Here is a 16,960-nt window from a genome sequence, read left to right as displayed (position 1 = left end):
AACCACATCAAGAAATTACGGCTACCGCAGTTCGCGTTTGAGGATCTTGCCGGTGGCGGTCATCGGCAGGCTGTCGCGGAACTCCACGATCCGGGGGTATTTGTAGGCCGCCATCATCTCCTTGGACCAGGCGACTAATTCCTCCTCCTGGACGGTGGCGCCGGGCTTGCGGATGACGTACGCCTTGACTTCCTCGCCGAGGGACTCGTGCGCGACACCCACGACGGCGGCCAGCGAGACGGCCTCGTGGGTCATCAGGACCTCCTCGATCTCCCGGGGATAGACGTTGAAACCACCCCGGATGATCATGTCCTTGGCCCGGTCGATGATGAAGTAGTAACCGTCCTCGTCCCGCCTGGCCACGTCGCCGGTGCGGAACCAGCCGTCGCGCATGACCTCCTGAGTGGCCTCCGGACGGTTGTAGTAGCCCTTCATCACGTTATGGCCGCGAATGGCGATCTCGCCCACGTCCTCGACCGTGTTCCAGTCGCTGTCGATCAGCTTCATCTCCACGCCCCAGGCGGGGGTGCCGATGGATCCGGCTTTGGGGACCTTGGCGAGCTGGTTGAAGGAGGCGACGGGCGAGGTCTCCGACAGGCCGTACCCTTCCAGGATGGCCACGCCGAAGGTCTTCTCGAAGTCCTTGAGCACTTCGAGCGGGAGGGCCGAGCCGCCGGCGACGGCCGTGACCAGGGACGTCGGGGCTTCGGTCACCGAGGTGAGCAGGGCCCAGTACATGGTGGGCACGCCCGCGAACAGGGTGACCCGCTCCTGGGCCATCAGGCGCAGCGCCTCGCCGGGTTCGAAGCGTGGCATCAGCACGATCGTGGCGCGGCGGCGGAAACCCGCGTTCATGATCACGGTCTGGCCGAAGGAGTGGAACAGCGGCAGCGTGGCCAGATACACGTCCTGCGGCTGGCGCGGGAACATCTCGTCGCTGATCATGGCGTTGATCAGCATGTTCTGGTGGCTCAGCTCGGCGCCCTTGGGCTGCCCGGTGGTGCCGCTGGTGTAGAGGATCACCGCGGTGTCCTCGGCGGAGGTCTGCACGGTCTCGAACACGTTAGAGACGCCGTCGAGTGCGGCCCAGATCGTCTCGCCGTACGGCGATTCGGTGGCCAGCGGGGTCGCGGGCAGCACGATGAAGTGCTCGGCGGCGGAGTCCTCGAACGCGGCCCGGCCGCGCTCGCCGAGCGGCAGCTCGGGGGTGCCCTCGAAGCAGAACAGCGCCTTCGCCTCGGAGTCGGCCAGATGGTAGGCGATCTCCCGGCCCTGCAGCAGCACGTTGAGCGGCACCACCGTCGCCCCGGTCTTCAGGATCCCGAAGTACACGAACGGGAAGTACGGCAGGTTGGGACAGGCGAGCGCGACCTTGTCGCCCTTGCCGATGCCCCGCGACACCAGCAGATTGGCCACCTGGTTGGCCACGGAGTCGATGAACGAGTACGGCAGGCGGAGGTCGCCGAAGACCACGGCGGTGCGGTCCGGGGTCTCCCGGGCGGTGTCCTCCAGCACGATGGACAGATTGAGCATGTGCACATAGTTCCATCGCCACCATACCGACCGGTAGGTACCACGAGGTTGCGAACTGGACGCATTCCACGAACCGGAGTAAGTACGGAGTTATGGATTTCGACTACGTGATCGTCGGGGCGGGTTCGGCCGGATGTGTCCTGGCCGCCCGGTTGAGCGAGGACCCGAACGTCAAGGTCGCGCTGATCGAGGCCGGCGGCAGTGACCGCAAGCTGGAGGTCCGCATGCCGGCCGGCTTCTCCAAGCTGTTCAAGACGCCCTGCGACTGGGACTACAGCACCACGAAGCAGGCCGAGCTCGCCGGCCGGGAGCTGTACTGGCCGCGGGGGCGCATGCTCGGCGGGACCTCCTCGATGAACGCGCAGATGTGGGTGCGCGGCACCGCCCTCGACTACGACCAGTGGGACCTGCCCGGCTGGAGCTACGACGAAGTCCTGCCCTACTTCCGGCGCGCGGAACGGCGCGCCGGTTCCAACCACGGCGACGTGTACGGCACCGAGGGCCCGATCACGATCTCCGAGCTGCGCAGCCCCAACGTCATCACTCCCGCCTTCCTGGCGGCGTGCGAGGAGATCGGCCTGACCCGGCTGGCCGAGGTGAACGGCCACACCAACGAGGGCTACGGCACGACCCCGGTCACCCAGCTCCGCGGCCACCGCTGGAGCGCCGCGGACGCCTACCTGCGCCCGGCCATGAACCGCGCCAACCTCACCGTGCTGACCGCCGCGCACGTGCACAAGGTGCTGATCGAGGACGGCCGCGCGGTGGACGTCTTATACGGCGACGACCTGCGGGTGCGGGCCGCCCGCGAGATCATCCTGTCGGCGGGCGCGATCGGCTCGCCGCAGCTGCTGATGCTCTCCGGCGTGGGCGACCCGGACGTGCTGGCCGACGACCTGATCGACCTGGTGCACGCCTCGCCGCAGGTCGGCGCGAACCTGATGGACCACCTGGTCACCGGCGCCTTCTACCAGTGCCCGCAGCCGGTCACGCTGAGCGGCGCGGAGTCGCTGCCGAACCTGCTGAACTTCCTGTTCCGGCGGCGCGGCATGCTCACCACCAGCGTGGCCGAGGCGATCGCGTTCATCCGGACCAGCCCCGACGAACCCGCCCCCGACATCGAGCTGGTCTTCGTGCCGGGGCCGTTCGTCGACCACGGCCTGACCAAGCCGTCCGGGCACGGGATCACCGTGGGCGCCGTGCTGCTCCAGCCCGAGAGCAGGGGCCGGATCACGGTGCGGGACGGGCAGGCGGTCATCGATCCGGCGTACCTGACCGCCGAGGCCGACCTGCGGCGGCTGGTCGCCGGGCTGAAGGTGGCCAAGCGGGTGGCCGCCACGTCGGCACTCGTGCCGTACGTGGGGGAGCCGATGGAGCCGTACTGGGGGCCGGAGAGCGACGAGGAGCTGGCCCGCTGGATCCGCGAGCGCGCCGAGACCATCTACCACCCGGTCGGCACCTGCAGGATGGGCGCGGACGAGGACTCCGTCGTCGATCCGGAGCTGCGGGTGCGGGGCGTGGCCGGACTGCGCGTCGTAGACGCGTCGATCATGCCGACGCTCAACCGCGGGCACACCCACGCGCCCACCGTCATGATCGCCGAAAAGGCGGCAGACCTCCTGAAGGCCGCATCATGAGCGTGACCGCCGACATCGACCTCTCCTACATCCCGTTCTGGGGACGCCCCCAGCAGGAGCGCGTGGACGCCTTCCGCCGCCTCCGCCAGCTGGAGCACCCGGTCTTCTGCTACGAGAACAGAGTGCCCTTCATCAAGCAGGGCAAGGGCTACTACGCGCTGGTACGGCACGCCGACGTCACCGAGGCCAGCCGCAACGCCGGGATCTTCAGCAGCGAACCCACCTCCAACAGCATCCCCGACATGCCCAACTGGCTGGCCGTCTACTTCGGCTCGATGATCAACATGGACGACCCCAAGCACGCCCGGCTGCGCCGGATCGTCTCGCGCGCCTTCACCCCGCGCATCCTCGCCAAGATGGAGGAGGACCTGCAGCGCGCCGCCGGGGAGATCGTCGCCGGCGCGCCGGACTCCGGCGACTTCGTCCGCGAGATCGCCGCCCGGCTGCCGGTCCAGGTGATCTGCGACATGATGGGCATCCCGCCCGACCGGCACGACGAGATCCTCCGCCACACCAACGTCATCCTGGCCAACGCCGACGCCGAATACTCCGGTATCACCGTCGACTTCAGCCACCCGGACGCCCCCTTCCGCCGCTGGCCGGTGGCGCGCGGCCTGCTCAAGCTGATCAAGGCCGGGCGCGCGCTCAGCCTGCTGGCCCAGCGGCTCGGCCGGGAGCGGCGCAAACACCCGACCGGCGACCTGACCTCACTGCTGGTCAACGGCGAGGAGCACCTGACCTCCCAGGAGCTCGGCTCGTTCTTCATCCTGCTCGTGGTGGCGGGAAGCGAGACCACCAGGAACGCGATCGCCCACGGGCTGAAGCTGCTCACCGACAATCCGCAGCAGCGAGGACTGCTCCTGAGCGACTTCGAGAAGCACGTGCCCGGCACGGTCGAGGAGGTCATCCGGTACGCGACACCCGTGATCCAGTTCCGCCGTACCCTGACCAGGGACCACACCATGAACGGCATGGACTATCGCGCGGGCGACAAGGTGCTGCTGTTCTACAACTCGGCCAACCGGGACGAGGCCGTGTTCACCGACCCGGACGTGTTCGACATCACCCGCAGCCCGAACCCGCACATCGGGTTCGGCGGTCCTGGGCCGCACTACTGCCTGGGCGCGCACCTGGCCCGGCGCGAGATCACCGTCATGTTCCGCGAGCTGTTCACCCGGTATCCGGGGATCCGCACCGTGGGGGAGCCCGACTACCTGCTGTCCAACTTCGTCAACGGCGTCAAACACGTGGACTACGCCTGGTGATCAACCGCCGTGCCGCGGCCACCTGTGGCAGGATGGAACAGAACGTCATTCTGGAGGGGTGGCCGTATGACGACTTCGCCGGTTGAGCGCGCACCGATTTCATCGGTAGCCGACATCAACCTGTCCGACTGGGACTTCTGGGGTCGTCCCATGAGCGAGCGGGAACACGCGTTCCGGCTGCTCCGCGACCTGGACACGCCCGCGTTCTTCGCCGAGCCCGAGGTCTCCTTCGCCCCGCCGGGAGTGGGCTACCACGCGCTGGTGCGGCACGCCGACATCCTGGAGGCCAGCCGGAACCCGGACGTCTTCTGCTCGGGCTCCGGCGGCGCGACCAACATCGTGGACATGCCGGCCGAGTTCATCGAGTACTTCGGCTCCATGATCAGCATGGACGATCCCCGGCACGCCCGGCTCCGGCGTATCGTCTCCCGCGCCTTCACACCCAAGATGATCAAGCAGTTCGAGGCGGACGTGGAGACGGCCGCCGGTCAGATCGTGGACGATCTCATCGCCACCGGCTCCGGCTGCGACTTCGTCACCGAAGTGGCCGCCCGGCTGCCCTTGAAGATCATCTGCGACATGATGGGCATCCCCGAGAGCGACTACCGCTTCGTCTTCGACCGCTCGAACGTCATCCTCGGCGCCTCCGACCCTGAATACGTCAGCGACCCCGCGGCCATCGCCACCTCACTGCTCACCGCCGGGATGGAACTTCAGCAGCTGGTCCAGGACCTGGCCGCGCACCGCCTCAGCACGCCCACCGACGACCTCATCTCCGCGCTGGTCAACGCCAACATCGACGGCGAGCAGCTGACCGCCCAGGAGCTCGGCTCGTTCTTCATCCTGCTCGTGGTGGCCGGCAACGAGACCACCAGGAACGCCATCTCGCACGGCTTACGCCTGCTCACCGCCAACCCCGACCAGAAGGCGCGCTGGCTCGAAGACGTGGACGGCCGGGCCGCCGGCGCGGTCGAGGAGATCGTCCGGCTGGCGGCGCCCGTCAACTACATGCGGCGCAAGGTGACGCGCGACCACGTCATGAACGGCAACCTCTACCGGACGGGCGAGAAGGTCGTCATGTACTACTGGTCGGCCAACCGGGACGCGCGGGTGTTCGCCGAGCCGGACCGGTTCGACATCGGCCGCAGCCCCAACCCGCACGTCGGGTTCGGCGGTCCTGGGCCGCACTTCTGCCTCGGGGCTCACCTGGCCCGGCGCGAGATCACGGTCATGTTCCGCGAGCTGCTGCGCCGGGTCCCGCAGATCGAGGCCGGTCCGCCGGAGCGGCTCTTCTCCAGCTTCATCAACGGGATCAAGCACATGGACTGCACGTTCTAGTCCAGTTGGTTACGAGTTCGCGACCTTGATGGACTTGAACACGGTGCCCACATCGGGGAGCAGGTCGTCCTTGATGTCGGGCACCTGCATGTAGACGATCGACGGCAGCGGCGCGCCGGTGTTCACCGCGGCGACCACCACCAGCGTCTTCCCGCCGTCGTCGCTCACCTCGTAGGCGGCGAGCTGGCCGATCCCGCCACGCAGCTTCTGCTGCCCGACCTTGGCCACCTTGTTGCCCTTCGGGAACAGGTTCTGCCTGGCCTTGAAGACCACCGCGCTCAGCACCGGGCGCAGGTCGTCGGCGGTCGTGTACTTGGACGCCAGGTCCTGCGCCAGCGGGCCGGACATGACCTGGGCGAACTGCGGCTTGCCCTTCGTGGTCAGGCCCGCGCTGACGAACTGCCGGGTGACGTAGCCGTAGGTGGCCAGGTTCTTCTGCTGGTCCACGTCCGTCTTCCACTGGCCGCCGAGCTTCGGGATCGAGACCCGCGACTCGCTGTCGGCGATCCTGCCCTGTACGGGGGACGGGGTGCCCTCATACTCCAGCAGGCTCGCGGCCTGGGGCTGGGAGGCGTTGGACGCGGAGGCCTTCGACGGCGACGGGGAGGGCTGGCTGGGGGCGGCGTCGTCGCTGCTGGCCAGCGGGCCCGCCAGGAACGCCCACAGCAGGGCCCCGATCAGCGCGATCAGGACGGAACCGGCGAGGGCGAACAGCCAGATGGGGCGGCCGCGCTCCTCGTCCTCGTACTCCTCGATGGCCTGGTAGTTCTCGCCGAAGACGTTGTTCCAGAGTTCCTGCTGGCGGTGGGCGGGAGGGGTCTTCGGGCCGCTGATCTGGCCGGCGGTGACGAATGGCTTGTACTGGTCGTCGCCCTGCGGGTGTTGCTGGGCCTGCGGGTGTTGCGGGCCCTGCGGGTGTTGTTGTTGCGGGGGGCGCTGGCCGGCCATCGGGAACTGGGGGACGCCGTGTTCGCCGGTTTGCGGGCCTGCGTAGGCGGGGGATTGCTGGGGCGGGGCGGCTTGTGGTGGGGCGGAGGCGTCCGCTCGGTAGAGGGGGGTTTCGCCGGTTCCGAACGCCTGGGGGGTCACCATGCCGAACGTCTGGGGGTCGCGGGGGCCGGGTTGCTGCTGGGGCTCGGGCGGGCGGTTGCCGTGGCGGGGCGGGGCCTGCTCGTACTGGCTGGGCTGCTCGAACTGGCCCGGCTGTCCGTGTTGTCCGGGCTGGCCGGGCTGTAGGTGTTGCCCGGGCTGGCCATGCTGACCGGGTAGCCCATGCTGTGCGGGCTGTGCGGGCTGGCCGAGCGTGGGCGCGCCGAAGGGGCCCGTCGAGAAGGGCTCGTGGGCCGGGTGCTCAGGCTCTCGCTGCCATGCGTCACGGGGATGGCGGTCCTGTGGCTGCGGGTCACGAAACTGGGGGTCACGGAACTGCGGGTCGAGCGGCTGCGGCTCGCGGAACTGAGGGTCACGGAACTGCGGGTCGAGCGGCGGCTGATCGCGGAACTGCTCGCGGGGGTCACGCGGTTGAGGTTCGCGGAACTGCTGTTCGCGGGGATCGCGTGGCGGGGGTTCGCGGAACTGCTGCTCGCGAGGGTCGCGCGGCGGGGGTTCGCGGAACTGGAAGTCGCGGGGTTGCTGGTCGCGGGGCGGCTGCGGTTCCATCGGCTGGCCGGGCTGCGGGTCGCGGTAGAGCGGTCTGCCGAAGGGGTCGGTGCCGCCGCGGCCCACCCGGGGCTGCTGGTCGTAGTCGTTGAGCGGGGGCGGGAGGACCGGGTGTTCGCCCGTCCGGTAGGGGCGCTGGCCGTACGGATCGGCGGCCGGTGGGGGCTCGAATGAGCGGCCCGGCGGGGTGGGCCCGGAGGCCGGGGGGACCTCGGGCCAGGCCGGGGGAACCTCCGGCCAGCCGCCACGAGCAGCGGCTCGCTGCGACTCGTCGTGCTCCGAGGGCATGGGACCTCCCGAGTTCATGCCCGAATTAGGGGCGCCTGGCATGATCTCATGCGACCCGGGGGGCACCGCAGCGAAACCCGAGAATGCCCCGCGGAACTGCTCACCCGTGGGGTCGGTCGGCGGATCCTGCATCGGAAGATCCGTTTGCCGGAATTCCGGGCCCGATCCCGGCTCGACTGAGTTCGCCACGAGATGAGGGTAAAGGAAAGGGACACCAGCGGTCACAACGGATCTATCACCATCGGGTATCGGCAGTTGACTCCGCGTGTAAGATCCGCTCTCTCGTACGATAACGTCGGCGATTCGGTTGCAGACTGCGCTAGGCTTGGGTTATGCGTGCGGAGACCCTGCTTCTTACCGGGCCGCATCGAGTGAGCTGATCTCAAGCCTCGATGCGGCTGCCCCTCGTGCTGTTTGCCGGGGGGTTTTCTTATGGGCAGGTGGCGATAAATCAGGAGTGAACCGTGGATGAGCAGGTGTACGACCCGCAGGCGCTGCAGGCCAAGTGGCAGCCGCGCTGGGAGGAACTGAAGCCCTACGCCGCGAGCGAGGACCCGGCCGACCCCCGGCCGCGTAAGTACATGCTCGACATGTTCCCCTACCCCTCCGGCGACCTGCACATGGGCCACGGCGAGGTGTTCGCGATCGCGGACGTGGTCGCCCGCTACTGGTTCCAGAAGGGTTACAACGTCCTGCACCCGATCGGGTGGGACTCCTTCGGCCTGCCCGCCGAGAACGCGGCGATCAAGCGCAACGCGCACCCGGCCGAGTGGACCTACGCCAACATCGAGACCCAGGCCAACTCCTTCAAGCGGTACGGCATCTCCTTCGACTGGACCCGCCGCCTGCACACCAGCGACCCCGAGTACTTCCGCTGGAACCAGTGGCTGTTCAACCGGTTCTTCGAGCGCGGCCTGGCCTACCGCAAGGGCGGCCTGGTCAACTGGTGCCCGAACGACCAGACGGTGCTGGCCAACGAGCAGGTCGTGCAGGGCAAGTGCGAGCGCTGCGGCGCCGTGGTGGTGCGGCGCGAGCTGACCCAGTGGTACTTCAAGATCACTGACTACGCGGACCGGCTGCTGGACGACATGGCGCAGCTGGAGGGCGGCTGGCCCGAGCGGGTGCTGACCATGCAGCGGAACTGGATCGGCCGCTCCACCGGCGCGGACGTGCGGTTCCAGGTCGAGGGCCGGGACGAGCCGGTCACCGTCTACACCACCCGCCCGGATACCCTGTTCGGCGCCACCTTCTTCGTGGTCGCCGCGGACGCGCCGCTGGCCGCCGAGATCTGCGCTCCGGAGGAATTGGGCGCGCTGGAGGCGTACCGCGCGGAAGTGGCCAAGCTGACCGACATCGAGCGGCTGGCCACCGACAAGGAGAAGACCGGCGTCTTCCTGGGCGTGCACGCGATCAACCCGGTCAACGGGGAGCGCATCCCGGTCTGGGCGGCCGACTACGTGCTGGCCGACTACGGACATGGCGCGATCATGGCGGTGCCCGCGCACGACCAGCGCGACCTGGACTTCGCCCGCAAGTTCGAGCTGCCGGTCCGGGTCGTCGTGCACACCGGCATGGCCGACCCGGGCGAGACCGGGATCGCCACGCCAGGCGAGGGCACGCTGGTCAACTCCGGGCCGCTGGACGGCCTGGCCAAGGCGGAGGCGATCGCCCGGATCATCGAGGTCCTGGAGGGGCACGGCACCGGCCGGGCCACCGTCAACTACCGGCTGCGCGACTGGCTGCTGTCCCGGCAGCGGTTCTGGGGGACGCCGATCCCGATCATCCACTGCCCCGACTGCGGCGAGGTGCCCGTACCCGACGAGCAGTTGCCGGTGACGCTGCCGGATCTGCGCGGCGAAGCCCTGGCTCCGCGCGGGGTGTCCCCGCTGGCCTCGGCCACCGACTGGGTGAACGTGCCCTGCCCCAAGTGCGCGGGGCCCGCCAAGCGGGACACCGACACGATGGACACCTTCGTCGACTCGTCGTGGTATTTCCTGCGGTACGTGGATCCGACGTACGAGGACGGGCCCTTCGATGTGGAGCGGGTTCGCAAGTGGGGGCCGATCGATCAGTACGTGGGCGGGGTCGAGCATGCCGTGCTGCACCTGATGTACAGCCGGTTCTTCACCAAGGTGCTGCACGACATGGGCATGGTCGACTTCGTCGAGCCGTTCCTGCGGCTGCTGAACCAGGGCCAGGTCATCAACGAGGGCAAGGCCATGTCCAAGAACCTGGGCAACGGCGTGGACCTGGGGCAGCAGATCGACGCGTACGGGGTGGACGCCGTCCGGCTGACCATGGTGTTCGCCGGGCCGCCCGAGGACGACATCGACTGGGCGGATGTGTCCCCGTTCGCGTCGCAGAAGTTCCTGGCGCGCGCGTTCCGGGTGATGACCGAGGTGTCCAGCGCGCCGGGCGTCGACCCGGCCACCGGGGACCTGGCGCTGCGCAAGGTCACCCATCGCACCCTGGACGAGGTCACCCGGCTGGTGGAGAGCAACCGGTTCAACGTCGCCGTGGCGCGGATGATGGAGCTGACCTCGGCCACGCGCAAGGCCATCGACTCCGGGCCCGGCGCCGCCGACCCGGCCGTCCGGGAAGCCGCCGAGACGTTGGCGATCATGCTGTCGCTGGTCGCGCCGTACGTGGCGGAGGAAGGCTGGGAGCGGCTGGGGCACCAGCCGTCGGTGGCGGTGGCCGGATGGCCGGCCGCGGACCCGGCGCTGCTGGTGCTGGACTCGGTGACGTGCGTGGTGCAGGTGGCGGGCAAGGTCCGGGACCGGCTGGAAGTTTCACCGGACATTTCGGACGCTGACCTGGAGGTGCTGGCCCTGGAGTCCGACAAGGTCCGGGCGTACCTGTCCGGGGCTCCGCGCAAGGTCATCGTGCGTGCGCCGAAGCTGGTGAACATCGTCCCGTGAGGCGTTGTCCCGGCGTGGCGGGTCCGCCCGCCGCGCCGGGACATTGACCGTGGTGTCGCCCGGCGCTCAAAATTGCGGCGAGCCACACATGTTGAATATTGGCGTGCGGTCAGGGCATGCCGCGACCACCGCCGCTCGGTTGAGCGGCGGTTCTTGGGGTGCGCGCTGACCATCGGCTCATGGCGGCCGTCCCCAGGGTGGAGGGCGGTCTACCTTGTCCAGATTTTTCACCACTTCAAGACTCGGCAGAGTCCTGGGGTCCATCGCGGCCAGCGCGGGGATGGTGGCGGCGATGCTCGTCGCGACCAGCTCCCCGGCCAACGCGGCCGGGACCGGCACCGGATACCTGCACACCTCCGGCAACAAGATCGTCGACGCTACGGGTGCGACGGTCCGAATTACCGGAATCAACTGGTTTGGGATGGAAACCGACAATAAGACGTTTCACGGCCTTTGGGCCAGTGTGACGTGGAAGTCCCAGATCGACCACATGGCGCAGCTCGGGTACAACACCATCCGGGTGCCGTACTCCGATGACGCGCTCAAGGCGGGCGCGGTCGCGACCGGCATCAACGACTTCACCAACCCCGACCTCATCGGCCTCTCACCCCTCCAGATCCTGGACAAGGTGATCGAGTACGCCGGGACCAAGGGCATGCGGATCATCCTGGACCGGCACCGGCCCACCGCCGCCGGGCAGTCGGCGCTCTGGTACACCTCCGCCGTGCCGGAGAGCACCTGGATCGCCAACTGGCGGATGCTGGCCCAGCGGTACGCCGGCAACACCACCGTCATCGGCGCCGACCTGCACAACGAGCCGCACGCCGAAGGCACCAACCCGAACGCGACCGGCTCCTGCTGGGGCTGCGGAGTGGAGGCCCGGGACTGGCGGCTGGCCGCCGAGCGCGCCGGCAACGCCATCCTCGCGGTCCAGCCCAACTGGCTGATCTTCGTCGAGGGTGTCAGCTGCCCGAGCGGCGGGCTGTCCAACGTGTGGGACAACGACCCCAGCAACGACGAGGACTGCGGCTGGTGGGGCGGCAACCTGACCAAGGCAGGGGAGTTCCCGGTCCGGCTGAATGTGGCCAACCGGCTGGTCTACTCGCCGCACGAGTACGCGACCTCGGTGTTCAACCAGACGTGGTTCAGCGACCCGACGTACCCGGCCAACATGCCGGCTATCTGGGACAAGTACTTCGGCTACATCCACAAGCAGAACATCGCGCCGATCATGATGGGCGAGTTCGGCAGCACGCTGGCCAGCAACGTGGACCGGATCTGGCTGACCGAGCTGATGCGATACACCGGGACCGGGGTGAACGGGATGTCGTTCACGTACTGGTCGTGGAACCCGAACTCGGGGGACACCGGGGGAATCGTGATGGACGACTGGGTGACGGTGCAGACCGCCAAGCAGAACATCCTCCAGCCGTACCTGATCGCCCCGGTTCCGCCGGGATCCTCCCCTAACCCGACGGACACGACCCCGCCAAGCACCCCCGCTGGTCTGGCAGCTTCCGGGACGACGTCCACAGGGACCCAACTGGCGTGGACCGCGTCCACTGACACCGGTGGCAGCGGTCTGGCTGGGTACGACATCCTTCGGGCGCCTGGCACTTCTGGTGGCACGTTCACCGTGGTCGGCGATTCGACGACCGCGTCCTTCGCGGCCACTGGCCTTACGGCTGGTACGACGTATCGGTTCCAGGTCCGGGCCCGTGACGGCGCGGGCAACCAGTCTGCGGTCTCCAACACGGTGACCGTGACGACCACAGCCGCCACCGACACCACCCCGCCGAGCACACCTGCCGGTCTGGCGGCCTCCGGAACGACCTCGACCGGGACTCAGCTGGCGTGGACCGCCTCCACCGACACCGGTGGCAGCGGTTTGGCCGGGTACGACATCCTTCGGGCCCCAGGCGCTTCTGGTGGCACCTTCGCCGTCGTCGGCACCTCCACCACGCCGTCCTTCGCGCCCACCGGACTGTCCGCCTCCACCACCTACCGGTTCCAGGTCCGGGCCCGTGACGGCGCGGGCAACCAGTCCGCGGTCTCCAACACGGTGACCGTGACCACCACCGGCACCGGCACCGGCGGCTGCTCGGTCGCGGCCACCACCCAGAGCGCCTGGCAGAACGGCTACGTCATCCAGCCGATCAACGTCACCAACACCGGCACCTCGGGAATCACCGGCTGGACGGTGACCTTCACCCTCCCGGCCGGACACACGATCACCGGCTTCTGGAACGCGGTCATCACCGTCAGCGGCCAAACCGTCACCGCCAAGAACACCTCCTCCAACGGCACCTTGGCCCCCAACGGCACCACCAACTTCGGCTTCCAAGCCAGCCGCCCCAACAACGACTCCGCCCTCCCCTCGGCCTACACCTGCACCTCTCCCTAACCCAAGGGAACCGCGAGGGCCGAGCCTCGGCCCTCGCGGTACTTCGCTCGGAGGCAGATTTGAGGACTGGGTCGATTCAGACCCTGACTATGTCCCCTTCAGGGAGGGCACGGCGGCCGCGATCCTGGTGAGCATTTCCTCCAGGATCGGGCCCGATGTGCCGAAGTTGAGGCGGGCGAAGCCATCTGGAGCGCCGAACAGCAGGCCGGGATTCAGTCGGACCCCGGCCTCGCTTTCCAGGTATCCAGCCGCGTCCGGGATGCCGAAGTCGAGCCAGCCCAGGTAGGTGGCGGCCGGGATCTGGTAGCGGACGTGCGGGGGGATACGTTCGGCGATCAGCTTGCGGTTGCGGTCGAGGATCGACATGACCTCGGCCAGCCACATGTCCCCGTGCCGCCAGGCGGCGACGGTGGCTTCCACGGCCAGCACGCTGGCAGCCCCGTACAGGTGGGGCGGTTGCGCATCGAATGCCGCTTTGGTACCCGGATGCCCGAGATGTGCCACCGAGCAGTGCACGCCGCCCATGTTGAACGCCTTGCTGGCCGAAGTGATCGTGATCGTCCGGTCCGGCAGCAGGGTCCCGAAGGGAATGTGCGCGTCCGGCGCGAAAGCCAGATCGGCGTGAACCTCGTCCGAGACAACGATCATGTCGTGCCGTTCGGCGAGTTCGGCCAGCTCGTGTAATTCGGCCAGAGTGAAGCAATGCCCAGTGGGATTGTGCGGATTGACCAGCAGCAACACCTTGGCCCCTCCGGCGTCCGCCGGTCGCTCGAAGTGCCAGGTCTCCCCGTCGGCAACCAGTTCCAACGGAACCGGCCGCCGATCCATGGTCCGCAACGTGTCCAGGAACGCGTTGTACGTGGGAGTGTGCACCAGCACGCCATCCCCCGGCGCGGTCATGAGATGCAGGACGATCTGCAGAACCTGGTTCAGATCCGTGAACGACCGCACCAGCCCAGGATCCGCATGGAAGTCATACCTAGTCTCCATCCGCTCCGCGAACGCCTCTGCCAGCGGCCCCACAGTCGAGTCGTCCAGCCAGCCGGGATAACCCAGATCGGTGTCCACCCGCCGCAACACGGCTTCCCGCACGGCCTCCGGCGGCGGAAAATCCATATCCGCGACCCAGGCCGGAATCACCCCCGCTCCGACCTGCGTCCACTTGAGCCCATCCCGAACAGCAACATCAACCAAGCTCAACTCATCAAGTCTCCGACCCACAATTCAGGATATTTCCCCATAAACGGGCACGTTACTATGAATACCGAGTAACGATCACATCGGCCGTCCCCGCCACCGAGCCTCCAGGCCGCACGGCCACATCACTCCGTACGACGCCACCCCGAACGATGCCACTGCCTCGCTGACATCGGCGCGCCGTTAGCTGATCAACCCCCGCGGCCATGCCATCTTGAACGACGCCAGCACCTCGAACGAGGTCACCGCTTCGCCAGCTTCGGTGCGTCGCTCCGGTTGATCAAGCCGTGCGGCTGGATCGCCCCGAGCGCCGCTACTTCGCCGACACCGGCATACCGGTCCACCTGCTCAAGCCGTGCGGCGGGACTACCTCGAACGATGCCGCTGCTTCGCTGGCGCCGTCAGCTGATCAAGCCGCGCAGCCGCAGCCGCACGACGCCACCACTCGAAGAAGCCACAGCCCCGGCCGCTGAGGCGGACGGGGCTGGGTGGATCGCCGTTGTGGGCGCGTTTGGCTGTCGCAATGGTCAAGGAGGCGATTCCTTGGCCGAGCGGCACCGCACGGCGTTACAGCTTGCGGAGGACGGCCGTGACCTTGCCGAGGACGGTGGCCTCGTCGCCGGGGATGGGCTCGTAGTTGGCGTTGTGGGGGACCAGCCAGACGTGGTTGTCCTTGCGCTTGAACGTCTTCACGGTGGCCTCGCCGTCGATCATGGCGGCCACGATGTCGCCGTTGTCGGCGACCGGCTGCTGGCGGACCACAACCCAGTCGCCGTCGGCGATGGCGGCCTCGATCATCGAATCGCCGCTGACCTGGAGCAGGAACAGGGTGCCTTCGCCGACGAGCTGCTTCGGCAGCGCGAAGACATCCTCAATGCTCTGCTCGGCGAGGATCGGCCCACCGGCGGCGATCCGGCCGACCAGCGGCACATAGGCGGCGGTCGGGCGATTGAAGCCCGAATCCTCCTCGGCGGCATCCGGGTCGACCCACAGCACAGGCTCACCCGGGAGGCGCACTTCCAGCGCCCGCGGGCGATGCGGGTCCCGGCGCAGGTAGCCCTTGCGCTGAAGGGCGGTGAGCTGATGCGACACACTGGACGTGCTGGTCAGCTGAACGGCCTCGCCGATCTCGCGCATCGACGGGGGATAGCCACGCTGCTGAACGGAATCGCGGATCACCTCAAGGATCTTGCGCTGCCGTGGGGTGAGGCCGAGCGAGTCCCGTCGGCGCACCGCCAGGTCACTCACGCTCTCGTCGTGCTGGCTCACCAGACCGTCGCTGTTCACCCGGGCACCTCCCAATCCGTATTCCCAATGTCGCTCAGAGCGACGGTACCGCGATTCAAGATCATTATCAAACAATTGTTCGATAGTCCTCGAAAACGTCGGTCCCGTGGTGTACAACATCGTACGGGAGTTCGATCGACATCGTGTTCGATTCCGCGATCTTTCTTCCAAGTTTTGATCTTCCTCGGTGGCTGGAGGTAACGATGCAAGCCACGAAACCGTCCATGCGTCCCGATCCGGTCCCCAAAGTCCGATACCCCAGTCCCCCCGTGCGCCTCACCCGCCGGGGACGCATCGTCCTCATCACTTTCGTCGCCGCCCTCACCCTCCTCATCCTCTGGTACGGCACCCGCGCCGCCGTCACCGCCTCGACCGGCCGCCCCGACCACGCCGGCCTCCCCTGGGTCACCGTCCAGGAGGGCGACACCCTCTGGGAAATCGCCACCGCCGTGAGCGAAGGCGACGACCCCGGCCCAATGGTCCGCCAGATCATGAACCTCAACGGCCTACCCGACCCACTGATCCGCCCAGGCTCCAAGCTCTACTTACCCAGCGGCCAAGCCGGCTGACCCGAACGCGTCCCCAGGACCTGGCCAGATGGTCCGGACGCGTACGTCTGCGACGACAGCGAGGCTGGCGCCCCGCCAACTCCCCACGAACACGAAGCCTCGGACCGAGCGCGAACATCCCGTGGGTGGCTGAACTGGGGAAACCCTGGTCCCGTCAACGCGGAGCTCCGGGCAGGTCGAGAGCGTGTCCGTGGCAACTGGATGGGGAGCCCGTGCCGGTCCCGTGAATGCGGAAGGTTCGAGCCGAGTGTGTCCGTGGTGGCTGGATAGGGACAGCTGCCGGTCCGGTGAATGCGGATGGTTGAGCTGAGTGTCTCTGTGGACGGCTGGATGGGGGAGGGCCTGCTGGTCCCGCGGATGCGGGGTTCGGGCCGAGCGCGAGCGTCCCAAAGGGCGGGTGGGTGGGGGAGAACCCTGGTCAGTCCCGCGAATGCGGAAAGTTCGAGCGCGAGCGTATCCGTGGACGGGGGAGCCCCATTGGTTCCGCGGATGCGGGAGGTTCGGGCTGAGCGTGAGCGTCCCAAAGGGTGGAAGCCCGGCAAGGGGTTCCAAGGTGGTGTGGCTGACAGTGTGCTCGACACGCCCGACGTTTCGCCGTAGACGTTCCGTTGAGCTGCCGGTTCGGTCGGATCTCCGGTTGGATCGCTGTTGCCGACTTGCGATCAACCCTGGCTGCTTCTAGGTTTGGACCACAACATCTAGTGATTACACCGATGTAGTTCACCACCTATTGTGTTTCCTTGCCCGCACCACAGGACTCTGTGGGGCGTGCGTGAGCGTCCCATGACCTGGCCTGTGGCACGAGCGGTGCCAGGGCCGATGAGAGGGCCGGATCGGGGAAGCAGGGGTGACGCGGGGGAGT

The 16,960-nt window shown here is 67.9% G+C and carries 11 protein-coding genes; 7 read left to right on the top strand and 4 right to left on the bottom strand.

Annotation, left to right across the window (positions count from 1 at the left end):
* Positions 1-21 precede the first annotated feature (21 nt).
* Positions 22-1,533, bottom strand: a complete 1,512-nt coding sequence (locus tag ABGB08_RS39955) for a long-chain fatty acid--CoA ligase (RefSeq protein ID WP_347601626.1) — start codon at positions 1,531-1,533, stop codon at positions 22-24.
* 92 nt (positions 1,534-1,625) lie between these two features.
* On the opposite strand from ABGB08_RS39955, the gene ABGB08_RS39950 reads away from it, so the two are divergent.
* The 3 genes from ABGB08_RS39950 (at position 1,626) to ABGB08_RS39940 (ending at position 5,773) form a co-directional block, all read left to right on the top strand.
* Positions 1,626-3,170: a GMC family oxidoreductase N-terminal domain-containing protein gene (locus tag ABGB08_RS39950; protein ID WP_347601624.1), complete on the top strand. Its 1,545-nt coding sequence runs from the start codon at positions 1,626-1,628 to the stop codon at positions 3,168-3,170.
* Complete coding sequence (locus tag ABGB08_RS39945) at positions 3,167-4,435, top strand: cytochrome P450 (RefSeq protein ID WP_347601622.1); 1,269 nt, start codon at positions 3,167-3,169, stop codon at positions 4,433-4,435. The genes ABGB08_RS39950 and ABGB08_RS39945 overlap by 4 nt, the downstream gene beginning before the upstream one ends.
* A gap of 66 nt (positions 4,436-4,501) precedes the next feature.
* Positions 4,502-5,773, top strand: coding sequence for a cytochrome P450 (locus ABGB08_RS39940; protein WP_347601620.1), 1,272 nt, complete (start codon positions 4,502-4,504; stop codon positions 5,771-5,773).
* Between the two features lie 9 nt (positions 5,774-5,782).
* Here ABGB08_RS39940 and ABGB08_RS39935 read toward each other — a convergent pair whose 3' ends face one another.
* Entirely contained in the window at positions 5,783-6,865 is a 1,083-nt protein-coding gene (locus tag ABGB08_RS39935; protein ID WP_347601618.1) for a hypothetical protein, read from the bottom strand.
* Between the two features lie 180 nt (positions 6,866-7,045).
* On the opposite strand from ABGB08_RS39935, the gene ABGB08_RS39930 reads away from it, so the two are divergent.
* From ABGB08_RS39930 to ABGB08_RS39920, 3 genes are all read left to right on the top strand, one after another.
* Positions 7,046-7,606 (top strand): hypothetical protein, encoded by a 561-nt coding sequence (locus tag ABGB08_RS39930; RefSeq protein WP_347601616.1) that lies wholly within the window; start codon positions 7,046-7,048, stop codon positions 7,604-7,606.
* Between the two features lie 578 nt (positions 7,607-8,184).
* On the top strand, positions 8,185-10,641 hold the full coding sequence (leuS, locus tag ABGB08_RS39925) for a leucine--tRNA ligase (protein ID WP_347601614.1): 2,457 nt from the start codon (positions 8,185-8,187) through the stop codon (positions 10,639-10,641).
* A gap of 214 nt (positions 10,642-10,855) precedes the next feature.
* On the top strand, positions 10,856-13,045 hold the full coding sequence (locus tag ABGB08_RS39920; RefSeq protein WP_347601612.1) for a cellulase family glycosylhydrolase: 2,190 nt from the start codon (positions 10,856-10,858) through the stop codon (positions 13,043-13,045).
* An 87-nt stretch (positions 13,046-13,132) separates the two neighbouring features.
* On the opposite strand, the gene ABGB08_RS39915 is transcribed toward ABGB08_RS39920, so the two are convergent.
* Both ABGB08_RS39915 and lexA read right to left on the bottom strand, forming a co-directional pair.
* Positions 13,133-14,239 (bottom strand): aminotransferase class I/II-fold pyridoxal phosphate-dependent enzyme, encoded by a 1,107-nt coding sequence (locus ABGB08_RS39915; RefSeq protein ID WP_347601610.1) that lies wholly within the window; start codon positions 14,237-14,239, stop codon positions 13,133-13,135.
* 570 nt (positions 14,240-14,809) lie between these two features.
* Positions 14,810-15,511 (bottom strand): transcriptional repressor LexA, encoded by a 702-nt coding sequence (gene lexA, locus ABGB08_RS39910; RefSeq protein ID WP_155360630.1) that lies wholly within the window; start codon positions 15,509-15,511, stop codon positions 14,810-14,812.
* Positions 15,512-15,732: 221 nt separating this feature from the next.
* Between lexA and ABGB08_RS39905 the strand changes: the two genes are divergently transcribed.
* Positions 15,733-16,098 (top strand): LysM peptidoglycan-binding domain-containing protein, encoded by a 366-nt coding sequence (locus ABGB08_RS39905; protein WP_155360601.1) that lies wholly within the window; start codon positions 15,733-15,735, stop codon positions 16,096-16,098.
* The last annotated feature ends 862 nt before the right edge of the window (positions 16,099-16,960 follow it).

It is taken from the genome of Acrocarpospora sp. B8E8 (genome assembly GCF_039871605.1).
GTDB lineage: Bacteria > Actinomycetota > Actinomycetes > Streptosporangiales > Streptosporangiaceae > Acrocarpospora > Acrocarpospora macrocephala.
Note: the sequence above shows the minus strand (reverse complement) of the source record. Positions and strands in the feature narration are given on the sequence as shown.